At 34.4% G+C, this 13766-nt stretch carries 15 protein-coding genes; 11 read left to right on the plus strand and 4 right to left on the minus strand.

The annotated features are described in order from the left end of the window. Positions 1 to 67 precede the first annotated feature (67 nt). From FDO66_RS01295 to FDO66_RS01310, 4 genes are all read left to right on the plus strand, one after another. Positions 68 to 442 carry a DnaJ family domain-containing protein gene (locus FDO66_RS01295; protein ID WP_141430589.1) on the plus strand — a complete coding sequence of 125 codons (375 nt, stop codon included), beginning with the start codon at positions 68 to 70 and terminating at the stop codon, positions 440 to 442. A 166-nt stretch (positions 443 to 608) separates the two neighbouring features. Next, on the plus strand, positions 609 to 1403 hold the full coding sequence (gene motA / locus FDO66_RS01300) for a flagellar motor stator protein MotA (RefSeq protein ID WP_141430590.1): 795 nt from the start codon (positions 609 to 611) through the stop codon (positions 1401 to 1403). Further along, on the plus strand, positions 1396 to 2190 hold the full coding sequence (motB, locus tag FDO66_RS01305) for a flagellar motor protein MotB (RefSeq protein ID WP_141430591.1): 795 nt from the start codon (positions 1396 to 1398) through the stop codon (positions 2188 to 2190). The genes motA and motB overlap by 8 nt, the downstream gene beginning before the upstream one ends. A gap of 454 nt (positions 2191 to 2644) precedes the next feature. Beyond that, complete coding sequence (locus tag FDO66_RS01310; protein ID WP_141430592.1) at positions 2645 to 2791, plus strand: anti-repressor SinI family protein; 147 nt, start codon at positions 2645 to 2647, stop codon at positions 2789 to 2791. A gap of 124 nt (positions 2792 to 2915) precedes the next feature. Here FDO66_RS01310 and FDO66_RS01315 read toward each other — a convergent pair whose 3' ends face one another. Beyond that, the gene (locus FDO66_RS01315; protein WP_141430593.1) at positions 2916 to 3245 is read right to left on the minus strand and encodes a helix-turn-helix domain-containing protein; all 330 of its coding nucleotides are present in this window, start codon (positions 3243 to 3245) and stop codon (positions 2916 to 2918) included. Positions 3246 to 3493: 248 nt separating this feature from the next. Between FDO66_RS01315 and map the strand changes: the two genes are divergently transcribed. After that, positions 3494 to 4243 carry a type I methionyl aminopeptidase gene (gene map, locus FDO66_RS01320; RefSeq protein ID WP_141430594.1) on the plus strand — a complete coding sequence of 250 codons (750 nt, stop codon included), beginning with the start codon at positions 3494 to 3496 and terminating at the stop codon, positions 4241 to 4243. Positions 4244 to 4339: 96 nt separating this feature from the next. Here map and FDO66_RS01325 read toward each other — a convergent pair whose 3' ends face one another. Beyond that, entirely contained in the window at positions 4340 to 4564 is a 225-nt protein-coding gene (locus FDO66_RS01325) for a DUF1128 domain-containing protein (RefSeq protein ID WP_141430595.1), read from the minus strand. A gap of 110 nt (positions 4565 to 4674) precedes the next feature. On the opposite strand from FDO66_RS01325, the gene FDO66_RS01330 reads away from it, so the two are divergent. Continuing rightward, the gene (locus tag FDO66_RS01330; RefSeq protein WP_141430596.1) at positions 4675 to 5145 is read left to right on the plus strand and encodes a low molecular weight protein-tyrosine-phosphatase; all 471 of its coding nucleotides are present in this window, start codon (positions 4675 to 4677) and stop codon (positions 5143 to 5145) included. 133 nt (positions 5146 to 5278) lie between these two features. Then, a complete protein-coding gene (locus FDO66_RS01335) occupies positions 5279 to 6115 on the plus strand; it encodes a YihY/virulence factor BrkB family protein (protein WP_258535525.1) in 837 nt (278 codons plus the stop codon). Positions 6116 to 6375: 260 nt separating this feature from the next. Here FDO66_RS01335 and FDO66_RS01340 read toward each other — a convergent pair whose 3' ends face one another. After that, positions 6376 to 8295 (minus strand): heavy metal translocating P-type ATPase, encoded by a 1920-nt coding sequence (locus FDO66_RS01340; protein ID WP_141430598.1) that lies wholly within the window; start codon positions 8293 to 8295, stop codon positions 6376 to 6378. A 339-nt stretch (positions 8296 to 8634) separates the two neighbouring features. Here FDO66_RS01340 and FDO66_RS01345 point away from each other — a divergent pair, with 339 nt between their 5' ends. The 3 genes from FDO66_RS01345 to FDO66_RS01355 all read left to right on the plus strand — a co-directional run bounded on the left by FDO66_RS01345 (position 8635) and on the right by FDO66_RS01355 (position 11621). Then, positions 8635 to 9015: an OsmC family protein gene (locus tag FDO66_RS01345; protein WP_141430599.1), complete on the plus strand. Its 381-nt coding sequence runs from the start codon at positions 8635 to 8637 to the stop codon at positions 9013 to 9015. A gap of 88 nt (positions 9016 to 9103) precedes the next feature. Then, positions 9104 to 10162 (plus strand): calcium/proton exchanger, encoded by a 1059-nt coding sequence (gene cax, locus FDO66_RS01350; protein ID WP_141430600.1) that lies wholly within the window; start codon positions 9104 to 9106, stop codon positions 10160 to 10162. Between the two features lie 646 nt (positions 10163 to 10808). Continuing rightward, the gene (locus FDO66_RS01355; protein ID WP_141430601.1) at positions 10809 to 11621 is read left to right on the plus strand and encodes a YfkD famly protein; all 813 of its coding nucleotides are present in this window, start codon (positions 10809 to 10811) and stop codon (positions 11619 to 11621) included. 302 nt (positions 11622 to 11923) lie between these two features. Here the strand turns inward: FDO66_RS01355 and yfkAB are convergent, their stop codons facing one another. After that, the gene (gene yfkAB / locus FDO66_RS01360) at positions 11924 to 13042 is read right to left on the minus strand and encodes a radical SAM/CxCxxxxC motif protein YfkAB (protein WP_141430602.1); all 1119 of its coding nucleotides are present in this window, start codon (positions 13040 to 13042) and stop codon (positions 11924 to 11926) included. Positions 13043 to 13325: 283 nt separating this feature from the next. Between yfkAB and FDO66_RS01365 the strand changes: the two genes are divergently transcribed. Further along, entirely contained in the window at positions 13326 to 13508 is a 183-nt protein-coding gene (locus FDO66_RS01365) for an SE1561 family protein (RefSeq protein ID WP_141430603.1), read from the plus strand. Positions 13509 to 13766: the final 258 nt, after the last annotated feature.

Below are 13766 nucleotides of genomic sequence, written 5' to 3' on the forward strand. Positions count from 1 at the left end.
CGATCTTTTAGCGGATAAAGAATACATATATAATGGAAATAAGAAAGAACGAAATGGGGGGAGTTTGGTGGATGTATTTTCACTAATTGCAGAAGAAAAGATAAAAAGATCCTATGAAGAAGGAGAATTTAATAATCTACCTGGCTTTGGTCAACCTCTTCCTCAAGACGAGCTCTCTTCCGTGCCTCAGGAATTAAGAATGGCCTATAAAATTTTAAAAAATGCGGGATATATTGGAGAGGATAGTCGATTGCAGAATGAAATGATGACCATTGAGAAATTGATAAAAAAATGTGAGGATCCTAAAGAAAAGGACATGCTTGTAAAAAAAATGAATGAAAAAATGCTTAGATTTCATCGAGTGATGGACAAAAGAAAAGACAGGACTCATGCATCTATTTTTAAAAGCTACACTGAAAAAATAAATCGTAAATTTATATAAACTATTAAATTATTGGAAATCAAAAGTAAACAAATATGAAATTAGTCCTAAATAAAAGCAGATAAATGTCGATATAATAGTAAGAGAATGAAAGAAAAAGTGATTCGTATACTCATATAATAGGTGATGAATCAATGATTGATTTTGAATGAGATAGGTGAGCATAATGGATAAAACATCATTGTTTGGGGTTATTCTTGGCTGTATTGCAGTAGGAGTTGGTATGGTTTTTAAAGGTGTACAAATAAGTGTCTTAGTTAACCCTGCTGCTATATTAATCATTTTCGTTGGAACTATTGCAGCTGTAACGATTGCATTTCCAACTAGTGAAATTAAAAGAGTTCCAAAGCTTTTTGGTGTTCTGTTTAAAGAGAAAAAATTAATTGATCCAAATGACATGATTCGATTGTTTTCCGAATGGGCGCAAATAGCACGAAAAGAAGGACTGCTTGCCTTAGAAGCGAAAACAAATGAAATAGAAGATCCATTTTTAAAAAATGGTCTTTCTCTTTCTGTAGATGGGCAGAGTGCAGATTACATAAGAGATGTGTTAACAGAAGAAGTGGAAGCAATGGAGGAGAGACATTTATCAGGTGCTCTTATCTTTACACAAGCAGGAACGTATGCACCGACACTAGGTGTTTTAGGGGCAGTAATTGGGCTCATTGCAGCGTTAGGTCATATGGATGATCCGGAAGGCCTTGGTCATGCAATTAGTGCTGCATTTGTCGCAACGATGATGGGGATATTTACTGGATATGTCCTTTGGCATCCCTTTGCAAACAAATTAAAAAGAAAATCGAAGCAAGAGGCAAAGCTGAAATATATGATGATTGAAGGAATCCTTTCAATTCTTGAGGGAGAGGCTCCCAGGGTGATAGAACAAAAGCTTGCTTCATACTTATCTTCAAGTGAACGTCAAAAGCTATTTGAAGAAAGTGAAGTGTATGTGAATGAGTAGACGAAAAAAAAAACATGATGAAGAGCATATTGATGAATCATGGCTCATTCCTTATGCGGATTTGTTAACGCTTCTTCTAGCGCTTTTTATTGTGTTATATGCGATTAGTTCAGTGGATGCAAAAAAATTTCAGGCCCTTTCTCGAGCATTAAATGAAGAATTTCAAGGTGGAACTAGTATTTTTGACTTTCCAAGTCCAATGAGTGAACGTGAAATGGAAAATTTAGATAAAAAAAGTATAGAGGTTAAAACCTCTGAAAACGCTGAGGAAGATCAAAAAAAACTGGCAGAGGAGTTAAGGAAAAAGCTAGATCAGGAAGAATTGGCAGCCATCCAACAAAAGGTTAATACATATATAATGGAAAAACAATTATCCGACAGGCTTGAAACATCTCTAAGTGGAGAAGGGCTGTTAGTTTCCATAAGAGACAATGTACTATTTCATTCGGGTAGTGCAACCATCCTACCAGAAGATTACAAAATTGTTGGAGAAATTTCAGATCTGTTAGTCATGGATCCCCCTAGAAATATTATTATTAGTGGACATACAGATAATGTCCCGATTCAAAATTCAAATTTCGGATCAAATTGGGAATTAAGTGTGATGCGCTCGATAAATTTCATGAAAATCCTTTTACAAAACAAACAATTAGATCCACAGATGTTTAGTGCCAAGGGGTTTGGAGAATTTCAACCTGTTGCAAGTAATGAAACGGTCGAAGGAAAAGCACGAAATCGACGAGTTGAAATTTTAATTACTCCTAGAAGTAGCAGTCAAAATCAATAAAAAAATGAGGAATTAATTTCCTTTTCATTTATGGAAATAGGTTTTATGAAGAAAAGAAGAATTGTTTCCTAAACAAGGTTGAAAAAGTTTCGACCAAAGGCGACAATTCTTATTGGAATTTAAAATAAGAACATAAAGAAATGATAGGAAAAAAGATATGTATTTTGCTAAACACTGATTTAGCAAATCATTAAAAAGGCTCTTTAATCAGAAAAATATTGTAATAAAGTCCTTTAGAACTAGAATGGATATCGGACTGAAATAAAATCAGTTTGTTAGTGCTTACAATCGAGTGTCGAATAATAGCTAAAAATTTATAACACAAAATTGGTGAAATTGATTATAATGTAGACAATTCTTCAAAAAATGTTCCTTATAAGGAACAAAATTTTCACGTATCTATTGAGCCTGCAAATATGAGGGCTAAGTACGAATCCTATTCGGGGGGAGAAAAGTGGTTAAAACTAAAAATTTATTAGATGGACTTGATGAGGAATGGATCCAATTAATTATTGAAGCCAAAAAAATAGGAATTGAAAAGGAAGAAATACGTCATTTCCTAAATAAAGATTTTGGCAAGTTTTTAGTTACGAACCGCTAAGATGGATACTGTGAATTAGGTAAAGTATTTCTCTAAAAAGAGAAATACTTTATTTTTGTTATTTTGGCTTTGAAAAAAAAGCTATAATTGCGCTTATGAATGAAAATAACTGTCGATAGACGGCTTACTCATTATTTTTTTGATCAATTCTCCACTTATTAAATTCTAAAAACTCACGAAATTGATTTTTAGAAACACCTGAATCCATTGCTTGCTTCACGATATTAATCCATTCAGAATCTAATTCCATTTGATCTGTTTGCTCAATAATCAAACTATCAACAGGGACTTTTAAGACCGTAGCAATTTTTTCGATAAATTGTATAGAAGGATTCGTTTGCAAGTTTCGTTCTAAAGAACTTAAATAAGATTTTGCAACTCCAGCTTGTTCAGCCAATTCGGATAATGACATTTTTTTTTCAAGTCGGAATTTTTTTACACGATCGCCAATCATTTATCGTCACTCTCCTTATTAATATATAATCCGAATACTAATATGTATAAGGAGTTCAATATTAAGAACGATTTGTTCATTGGTTTTCTATTATCATACCATAAACATAAATGAAAAAAACGAATAAATATTTATTTGAATCGTAATTTGCAATCAATTTTTTGATATTTCGTTGAAGCAGCGTTAAGATTAAATGCATAATAAATATATATAACTTTGGTTAGGAAAAATGGAAGGCAGGTATCAGAATGATTGTATTGAAGTCAAAACGGGAAGTTGAAATGATGAAAAAAGCAGGAGAAGTACTTGCTGCTTGTCATAAAGAATTAGCAAAATTGATTAAACCGGGAATAACTACATGGGAAATCAATCAATTTGTAGAAGAATTTCTAAAACAGCATGGAGCAACTCCTGAGCAAAAGGGCTATAAAAACTATCAATATGCTACTTGCGCAAGTATTAATGACGAAATTTGCCATGGATTCCCTCGAAAAGAACCATTAGTGGATGGAGATATTGTAACCATTGATATGGTTGTCAATCTTAATGGAGCACTTGCTGATTCTGCATGGACATTTGAAGTAGGAGAGGTAGAGGATAACGCAAAAAAATTAGTAGAGATCACAAAAAAAGCTCTATATATTGGAATTGAGCAAGCTAAGATTGGAAATAGAATCGGAGATATCGGGCATGCAATACAACAATATGTTGAAGGAGAAGGATTTTCTGTTGTCCGTGATTTTATAGGTCACGGGATTGGTTCAGTCATCCATGAGAAACCAGATATTCCACACTTCGGGTTTCCAGGTAAAGGTCCGCGTATTAAGGAAGGGATGGTATTTACGATTGAGCCAATGGTAAATGCAGGAGTCTATCAAATGAAAATGGATGACAATGGGTGGACTGCTCGTACAATAGATGGGAAAAATTCTGCCCAATTTGAACATACTATTGCGATTACGAAAGAGGGTCCTTGTATTTTAACTGAACAAGTGTGATAAAGGCGTAGATGACTGTTTAATTGATATTTTTTATTTATCAATTAAACAGTCAAAAATCTAGCTAACCTTAATTGATCATTATTTTTCAGAGCATTATTGCTTTCTTAAACTGCCAAGCTCTTCAACAATTGCTTGCATTTCATTTGGGCTAAATGAATTTTTTTTCATGACAAGCTCATAAATATCTTTTAGTTCTTCATACATATTTTCATCAAAATGAGAAGGTTTGATTGCTCCGAGGTTTAGCACTTTTAATTTATCTTTTATTTTTTCAATCATAAATTCAACATTTTCAGTAGATTTTTCTTTTAAATTCATTGAAAGCATCCTTTCTATGTTAAAAAAATGTCCATAATTATCTTCAATCTTTTCATGTCTAATCGGAAAAGTCAACTGTAATAAGCTTAATAAAAAAGGGGGAGTAGGAAATGATTCATGTATTATTTGTTTGTTTAGGAAATATATGTCGTTCTCCAATGGCGGAGGCTATGTTTCGAGATTTAGTAAAGAGGGAAGGCTTAGAAAATGAAATTGCTGTGGACTCGTGTGGTACTGGAGATTGGCATACGGGAAATCGTCCACACCATGGCACTCTTACCATATTAAAGAAATATAAGATTAATGATAAGGGATTGGTAGCAAGACAAATTAAGCTAGATGATTTTGAAAAATTTGATTATATTGTCGCGATGGATTCAAGTAATGTTGTAAACATTCAGAGGTTAAAAGGAAATCAAGATAAAGAGAGAATTGTTAGATTACTGGATTTAGTTGAAGAGGTAACAAATAAAGATGTTCCAGATCCTTATTATAGTGGAAATTTCGAAGAAGTATATGAATTGATTAATCAAGGCTGCCAAGCTTTATTAGCAAAAATTCGTTTGCAAAATCAGCTTTAGTCAATGATGAATAAATACTAATATTTATCATATAGATCAGGTGATGTACACTCTTCACCTGATTAAACTTTCATAACGCTATAAATAAAGTGAACTGTAAAGTTGATGTTTACAGGAAAAATTTCGGTTAAGGATGGCAATAGATATGAGCAGGTCTTTCTTCAATGTAACAAAAAATATTTGGCTAAGAATTCATCGGCATGATATTTTTGGTCTAGCTGCTCAGCTTGCCTATTTTTTTCTCCTTTCATTATTTCCTTTACTTATATTTCTTATCACTCTGCTTCCATATCTCCCTCTTTCAGTTCAGGATATTCTTAACTTCATTGCATTTTATGCTCCTGAGGATACGATGAAGTTTATTGAAACGAATATCAATCAATTATTAAATCGAAATGATAAGCTTCTTTCCTTCGGAATTATTGCCACAATTTGGTCAGCATCAAATGGAATTAATGCCATTATTATTTCATTTAATAAAGCATATGAAGTAAAAGAAACTAGGTCTTTTATTTTAGCTAGAGGAATGTCTATTTTTTTAACATTTGCCATGATTATTGTTTTTGTAGTAGCTTTACTGCTGCCTGTATTTGGAAAAGAATTAGGGATGATGCTTTTTTCTTTTTTTAATTTATCAGACCAATTTTTAGCTATGTGGGGCGCTATTCGTTGGTTCTTTAGTGCCATCATCTTGTTCATTGTATTTATCGGCTTATATTGGTTTGCTCCTAATATTAAAATGAAGTGTATGAGTGCCGTTCCAGGAGCTATTTTTGCAACGGTTGGCTGGATATTAGCATCTTTCGCTTTTGCTAAGTATGTAAATAATTTTGGAAACTATTCTTACACCTATGGAAGCATTGGTGCTGTAATCGTATTAATGATCTGGTTTTATATTACAGGCATAATAATTATGATTGGCGGAGAAATCAACGCCTATTATAGTAAAGAAAAGGATCCAACCTGTTAAAAGTCTTCCTTTAATTTCCCTTTGTAAAAGAAGCTTCATTAACAAATAACTAAATAAGGGAACAATAAAAAAATAAGATGGAGGATTTTATGACAAAAAAAACGAAGAAAGATGGGACAACAAAACAAAAAGGAAAGAGCACTCCAAAGCATAAAACATCCGGTTCAGCAAATGGACAAAATGGATATCACTAAATAAAATAAAATTTAAATGACAAAAAGAGGATCGTGTACATCCTCTTTTTGTTCGTAAAACATTTTTTATGATCTTAACAATCTTAGGCTATTTAAGATAACTAAAATTGTACTTCCTTCATGACCGATTACTCCATATGGGAGATCCACTACTTGTAAAAAGTTAGAGATAATCAGAAGCATAATAACAGTTATTGAGAAAATGACATTTTGTTTTACGATTTTATTCATTCGTTTTGATAATAGTATAGCTTCGGCAATTCGTGGTAAATCATTTTTCATAAGAACAATATCAGCTGTTTCAAGGGCTACGTCAGTTCCTTCTCCCATAGCGATACCGACATTCGCTGTAGCAAGAGCAGGGGCGTCATTTATTCCATCTCCTACCATTGCTACTGTTCCGTATTTCTCTTTTAACTCTTTAAGAACAGAGGCTTTGCTTTCTGGAAGACAGTCAGAAATATGCTCGTGTACATGACTTTCCTTTGCAATCGCTTTTGCTGTTTTTTCACTATCGCCAGTTAGCATTATCGTATATAGTCCTAAATTTTTTAATTGTTCAATCGCAAGCTTTGTTTCTTCCCTTACAATGTCTTTAAGAGCAACAAGAGCGATCAATTCATCGTTCCTTTGAACAAATACAATCGTTTTTCCTGCTTCTGCCAACTCTTTAGCAATTCCATTTTCAAAGCTCTCTGCTTCGTCTGTTCCGACAAAACCTGCTTTACCGATTTTCCACTGTTCTCCATCCAAAGTCGCTTTTACTCCCCATCCAGCGACATCCTCAATAAATTCAGGATGTTGTATTGCTCCATTAAAATATGCCTTAGCATATTGAACAATAGCAAGTGCAAGAGGATGATTAGAATGACTTTCGATTGATGCTGTTTTTAACAATACTTCCTCTTTATCAAGATCCTTTCTAACGATAACATCCGTTACCTCAGGCTTTCCTTTTGTCAAAGTCCCTGTTTTATCAAAGGCAATCGCCTTCACATGATTTAAATTTTCTAAATGAACGCCTCCTTTAAAAAGAATGCCATGTCTCGCTCCATTTGAGATGGCTGAAAGAGTAGCTGGCATAATGGAAGCGACTAATGCACAAGGTGACGCTACAACTAATAAGATCATGGCTCTATAAAAGGTTTCATTCCAGCTCCAGTTAAGGAGAAAATAAGGTAAAAACATCATTAACAACACAACGGATAAAACGATTTTGACATACGTGCCTTCAAAGCGTTCGATAAACAGCTGAGAGGGAGATTTTTCACTTTGGGCAGATTGAACAAGCTGAATGATTTTTTGAAACAGGGTCTCACTCGCAGGTTTTGTAATTTCTACTTTAATCGATCCATTTAAGTTAACAGTACCTGCAAAAACATAATCCTCTTTTTGTTTGGAAACAGGGATGGACTCACCTGTAATAGCGGCTTCATCAATGGTCGTTTGACCTTGTGCAATTTTTCCATCAGAAGGGATCCGTTCTCCTGGTTTAATCAAAATATAATCTCCAATTTCTAAATTAGAAACATGTACAAACTCTTCTTGACCATTTTGAACTCTTAAGGCTTCCTCAGGTTGAAGGTCCATTAAGGAAGAAATTTCTCGGTGACTTTTATTCATTGTGTATGTCTCAAGAGCACCGCTTACAGCAAAAATGAATATTAACATAGCCCCCTCAGTCCAATAGCCAATAATGGCAGAACCTATTGCTGCAAAAATCATTAGCATTTCTACATTTAATTCTTTATTGTGAATCGTTTCTTCAATTCCTTCTTTCGCTTTTGCGTAACCCCCAATAAGGAAAGCAAGAATATAATATACAACCGATGAACTGGAGTTAGATTGGTCTAATAACCATCCTATTAAAATAAAGATCCCACTTAGTCCCGCTGCAATTAACTCTAAATGTGGTTTTAATAGTTGAAAAAAATTTACTTGAATCAATACTTTCTTTTTCAGGTATGCTTTTGCTTCTGTTACCATATTGAACGCCTCCTAGTTTTCTTTTCTACATTTAAATGTTATTGAGAAGAATAATCACAATCATTACCCCTAAAAAACACGAAAGCTGCCACCAAAATTGGTGACAGCAAAACTTTTTAGCATGGAAGGAGGAGCTTTATTAGTCCTACAACAAAGCTAATTAATTTAAGCATAAACTATAAAATTTATATATAGATTCATCCTACCATATAAATTATGTGTCGAAAATAAAATTGCTCTTGTTTTTTAAAGTTTTTATTAAAAGATGGCAATGAAGTGTTATTTTAGCAGTAAATAGTGTAATCTCAATATATAAGTAAAATTGAAGGGGAAGACATCATGGACTTTATTATGAAGGATATTGGTTTTTACACTCATTTTCCTTATGGTAAGCTTGACATTGCAGGGGACGAAGAATATGGTTTTCGACCGTATCAATTAATGGTTTCTTCTATCGCCGTTTGCAGTGGAGGAGTATTAAGGAACGTTCTGGAAAAAATGCGCCTAGAAATTGAGGACATACATATTCATGCAGATGTGAAAAGAATCGAAGAGGAGGCGAACCGCTTAGAAAAAATCCATCTACATTTTCAAATTAAGGGATTACATTTAGAGGAGAAAAAAATAGAAAAAGCCCTTCAATTGGCACAGAAAAATTGTCCAATGGTGCAATCAGTTAAAGGTAGCATCATCATTGAAGAGAGCTTTGAGTTAATTTAGTATGATTTGTACAAGGATAAAGTTGACTAGTTTTGGAAAAATAACGGTATGAAATTTTTCTTATCATATATTGAAAGGAATAATGTGGATGACAAATAAAATTTTTTTGCTGGCGACCTTTATCGGTGTTCCTTTATCCGTAATCGGTTCGCTTTTGCATTGGTCAAGTATTTTAATGTTCGTTATTTATTGTTTAACCATCGTTGCCCTGTCAAGCTTTATGGGAAGAGCAACGGAAAGTCTTGCGATTGTTACTGGCCCGAGAATCGGTGGGCTATTAAATGCAACATTTGGGAATGCAGTTGAACTTATTATTGCCATTTTTGCTTTAAGAGAAGGGCTAATTGGTGTTGTTCTTGCTTCATTAACGGGCTCTGTCCTTGGAAATTTACTTCTTGTTGCCGGGCTCTCCTTTTTTATGGGGGGGTTAAAATATAAGCGTCAGCATTTTAATGTATTTGACGCAAGACATAATTCGGGCTTACTGATGTTCGCTGTTATTGTTGCATTTGTTATTCCAGAAGTTTTTGCTGTTTCCATGAATGAAACGAAAACATTAACCTTAAGTGTTGGAATATCCATTATTTTAATTATTCTTTACTTAGCTGCCCTCTTTTTCAAGCTCGTTACTCATCGAGGAGTTTACCAGCATAAAAATGATGTTGGGTCTCATCATGAAGAAGAACCAGAATGGGGTAGAAATAAGGCGATTGGTATTCTTGCTTTAGCAACACTTGCTGTAGCTTATGTATCGGAGAATTTAGTACATACTTTTCATATCGTAGCAGAATCATTTGGATGGACTGAGTTATTTATTGGGGTCATTATTGTAGCCATTGTTGGAAATGCGGCTGAGCATGCTTCAGCGATTATTATGGCCTTTAAAAATAAAATGGATATTGCCGTAGAAATTGCGGTTGGCTCTACTCTCCAAATTGCGATGTTTGTTGCACCAATCCTTGTTTTAGTTTCTTTATTCTTTCCAACATCAATGCCATTAGTTTTTACATTGCCGGAATTAATTTCAATGGCAACAGCTGTATTATTAATGATTGTCATATCGAATGATGGGGAAACAAATTGGTTTGAAGGAGCAACACTGTTGGCTGCCTATATCATAATGGGAATCGGATTCTATTTACTTTAATCAAAAAAACGACTCAAGCTACATAAGCTGAGTCGTTTTTTATTGTCTATTTCCGCGCATAACGCTCGGTTCGTAAGCCATAATACGCAAGTTAATCAGGTTTCCTAAGTGCCCCATACTATGTCTATCGCGACCATCAAGACGCTTGCACTTTTCTTCATATGATGAAAAATAAAAACGCAGAATACCCATTCTTTAATCTTGTCGCAATTTTCATTTATATAATGATTTTTGCGAAAATGATCGTAATGGGCAATCTGCGCTGATATTAGATACACATAGTAAATTTAAAATAATTTTCGACACGAAGATTTAATCTACTCGCTTTGATGGACTTTATCACCAACCTTTTTTGTACGATTTGTTAAATGCTGATAAGATAACGATTGATGAACTAAATGTATAAAAAGTCTCACCCTCCTTGATAGAATGATAAAGCGAATGGATCATTTCCCCTCCTTCTTTTGATCTACCTTAATTATAAATTAAAAACTGATATTTGTAAATATTCAAATTATTAAAAAATATTTTGACGGTAAATGCTTAAAATCTTATCTAAATATAGATGAAAAATGGATAATATGAGCGAACTCCGAAAAAAATAAAAGAAGAATCGAGTTGGTATACTTGAAAGGAGTTTAACATCATGAAGAAAAAAATATCTCTCATTATCCTTGCAATGTTTGTCATGCTATCTATTTTTTCGCCTGTTTACGCGGAACGAAAGAAGGAAGAGCCAAAGATTCCTTCCGTAACCATTCCTAACTCTGTATTAAATATTACAAAGGAAAATACGTATCCGAATCCTTCTCAGGATATGCCTACTTTACAACCAAGTGAACTGGCGCAAAAGTTAATTGACTCTTCAAAAATTAAAATTGAAAATCCTGACCTTATTCGAATGCTAAATGAAACGACTGTAAATAGCACTCCTTTTGCGATAGGATATCGTGCTTTTATTTATTTAGGACAATGGCCATTAAATTATGAATCCAAAGAGACTTCGGCAAATTGGGAATTTCAAAAAATAAATACAAATTATTATGATAATAGAGGCGGGAAAGCTCCGTATCAAATCCATTATGTTCAAGAAACTCAAAAGGTCGTAAAAGGAGGATTAACGGCAAAAGTGCCAAGTGCAGATGATGTCAAAAAAATGATGCTTTTAAAAGGGATGGAAAAATCAGGATTACCATTAGCTTTCGAAACAATCGTTGGAGGTGGAACGAAAAAGGACCAGTTGTATAATATCCCTACCAAGCGTCTTGGCTATTTGTACGGATACGCTCCTGCTGTAAATGAAAAAGGAAAAGTAACATATGGTGAGGTATACCTTATGCTAAAAGGAAGGAAAAAGATGATTATCATAAAAAATGTTACTTCACAAGGGATTGGGGCATGGATTCCTGTTCAAGACCACATTTCTTTTCGATTTTCCGCAAGTGAAGCGCCTCGGTAAAACGAAAAGCATAAGGTACCTGCTTATCGGCTTATGACATCGAGCCGATGGCGCCTGGAGCTAGACAAAACGAAAAGGGGCCGATTAAGAACGCCACGTTCTGTGACAACATCGGCACTCGTACATCCTGTACGTCGGAAGCGCCTTGAATAGACCTGAAGAAAAATGTTCTAATGGTTCAAAAAGTGTATTTTACTTTTAGAGACATTAGGTTATTTTTCACAAGGCTAGGCACAGTAGCTAGATAGACAATAATAAGAGGAGAGAGAATTTTGGGATTCTGTCTCCTCTTATTTTTACTATTAAATAGAAGCTTTTCTCTCAAGAAAATTGAGTGTGTGATAATAGCTGTTTTTAACAAGGACATTCGGGCCGAGACAACGAACACTAGGACAATGACAGCTTAAAGATTTTGCAAGTTCTGTTTGCGTCCATTTTTGATAAATATCCTCTAATTGATCATACTGAATATTTCCAAATGGTGGAGTGTCTCCAAAATCAGTAACGATTACGTCTCCTGTAAAAATATTAACGTTAAGACGAGAGCGGCCATCGGGGTCATTTCTTACGGTTACATTTTTAGCTGAATATAGTTTTTCTAAAAGCTGTCGATCTTCATTTAGATCACTACAAGCATAAAACGGAAGTGTTCCAAAAAGCATCCATGTCGATTCATCACGGATTTTAAGCAAATGATGGATGGCTGATCGTATTTCTTCTAAGGACAAAACCTCTAGTTGAGAAGCAAAATCTGAAGGGTACATTGGATGAATCTCATGACGCTGACACTTCATTTCATGAACAATTTGGTTATGAATCTTTTCTAAATAGGGTAATGTTCGTTTATTAAGCATTGTTTCTGCTGAAACCATCACACCGGCATCAACAAGAGCTCTGCTATTTTCAACCATTCTTTGAAAAAGAATTCGCCTTTGCTGGGAGGTTGGCTTTCTTTCCATCATCGCAAAGCCGCCTTCTATAAAGTCTTCTTCTGTTCCCCAGTTGTGAGAAATATGAAGAACATCTAAGTAAGGTACAATTGCTTCATATCTGTTTAAATCGAGTGTTAAATTTGAATTGATTTGTGTACGAACGCCTCGATTATGGGCATATTTTAGTAATGGAACGACATAGTTTTCGACAGATTTTTTGGAGAGCATCGGTTCTCCGCCTGTTATGCTAATCGATCTTAGCTGCTTGATCTCATCTAATTTTTTAAGCAATAAATCAATAGGAAGTGCATTTGGATCCTTAGGCTGTAAGGTATAGCCAACTGCACAGTGCTCACATCTCATATTACAAAGGGTGGTTGTTGTAAATTCTATATTTGATAAAGTAGGCTTGCCATGTTGTTCGATATCTAAGTAAGCCTCCCACGGATCAAAGCTCGGTGTTATTTTTTTTTGTTGTTCGGATATCATCTTTTTTCTCCTCGCTTATTTACTGTTGCCATTATTTATCTATTAAATGCTTCTGTCAATGCTTTTTGCTATATTTGTAGGCTTTCGACTTTTTTTATAAATGGAGGCTAGCTCCAGGCACTTTTGCTTCTGTTCTGTAATTTCGCCTTATGTTTGTTGTTGCTAATCGGACTTCTTACCCTCATCTTAGATTATAACGAAAGTTTTACAAATAGACTGAAACTATTTGCGATTTCACAAAATTTTCGGTAGGATGAAGACGTATGTGAAAGGAGAGATCCATATGGGAAATCCAATACAAGAAAAAAATGTACAAGTGTCTTTTTTAAAGCAACGTCTAAATATGTTTCTTGATGTGTTAGATGCAATTGATCCAGAGGACACAGATCTTGAGGATATAGATCGATTAATTGAAATCATTGATGAGCTCGAATCAAAATGTCGAGAATTTAACCATCGTGACTAAAGGAGCCAAAAGGCTCTTTTCTATTGTATATTGAGGTTTCGCCGATAAATAGGGGATTTCGGAGATAAAAACAAATTTTCGCAGATAAATAGCAGGAATTCGCTGATAAATGATATCCAACTCAAAAAGAAGTTCATTATTAGCAGAGCAAACATCATACACGAAGTTTTTTACCAAAGCTGTATGTATCTGAATTAAATTCACAGGAATTCTTTGCTTCATGTAACCGATTGCATCCTTTTTCTTTCCAGTAAAAGA

It is taken from the genome of Bacillus sp. 03113 (genome assembly GCF_006546985.1).
Taxonomy (GTDB): Bacteria; Bacillota; Bacilli; order Bacillales; family Cytobacillaceae; genus VATK01.

What these genes read in the sequence shown, in the direction of transcription:
- motA (WP_141430590.1), top strand. Translation starts at nt 609, where the DNA reads ATGGATAAAACATCATTGTTTGGGGTTATTCTTGGCTGTATTGCAGTA.
- motB (WP_141430591.1), top strand. Translation starts at nt 1,396, where the DNA reads ATGAGTAGACGAAAAAAAAAACATGATGAAGAGCATATTGATGAATCA.
- FDO66_RS01315 (WP_141430593.1), bottom strand. Translation starts at nt 3,245, where the DNA reads ATGATTGGCGATCGTGTAAAAAAATTCCGACTTGAAAAAAAAATGTCA.
- map (WP_141430594.1), top strand. Translation starts at nt 3,494, where the DNA reads ATGATTGTATTGAAGTCAAAACGGGAAGTTGAAATGATGAAAAAAGCA.
- FDO66_RS01325 (WP_141430595.1), bottom strand. Translation starts at nt 4,564, where the DNA reads ATGAATTTAAAAGAAAAATCTACTGAAAATGTTGAATTTATGATTGAA.
- FDO66_RS01330 (WP_141430596.1), top strand. Translation starts at nt 4,675, where the DNA reads ATGATTCATGTATTATTTGTTTGTTTAGGAAATATATGTCGTTCTCCA.
- FDO66_RS01335 (WP_258535525.1), top strand. Translation starts at nt 5,279, where the DNA reads ATGGCAATAGATATGAGCAGGTCTTTCTTCAATGTAACAAAAAATATT.
- FDO66_RS01340 (WP_141430598.1), bottom strand. Translation starts at nt 8,295, where the DNA reads ATGGTAACAGAAGCAAAAGCATACCTGAAAAAGAAAGTATTGATTCAA.
- FDO66_RS01345 (WP_141430599.1), top strand. Translation starts at nt 8,635, where the DNA reads ATGGACTTTATTATGAAGGATATTGGTTTTTACACTCATTTTCCTTAT.
- cax (WP_141430600.1), top strand. Translation starts at nt 9,104, where the DNA reads ATGACAAATAAAATTTTTTTGCTGGCGACCTTTATCGGTGTTCCTTTA.
- FDO66_RS01355 (WP_141430601.1), top strand. Translation starts at nt 10,809, where the DNA reads ATGAAGAAAAAAATATCTCTCATTATCCTTGCAATGTTTGTCATGCTA.
- yfkAB (WP_141430602.1), bottom strand. Translation starts at nt 13,042, where the DNA reads ATGATATCCGAACAACAAAAAAAAATAACACCGAGCTTTGATCCGTGG.
- FDO66_RS01365 (WP_141430603.1), top strand. Translation starts at nt 13,326, where the DNA reads ATGGGAAATCCAATACAAGAAAAAAATGTACAAGTGTCTTTTTTAAAG.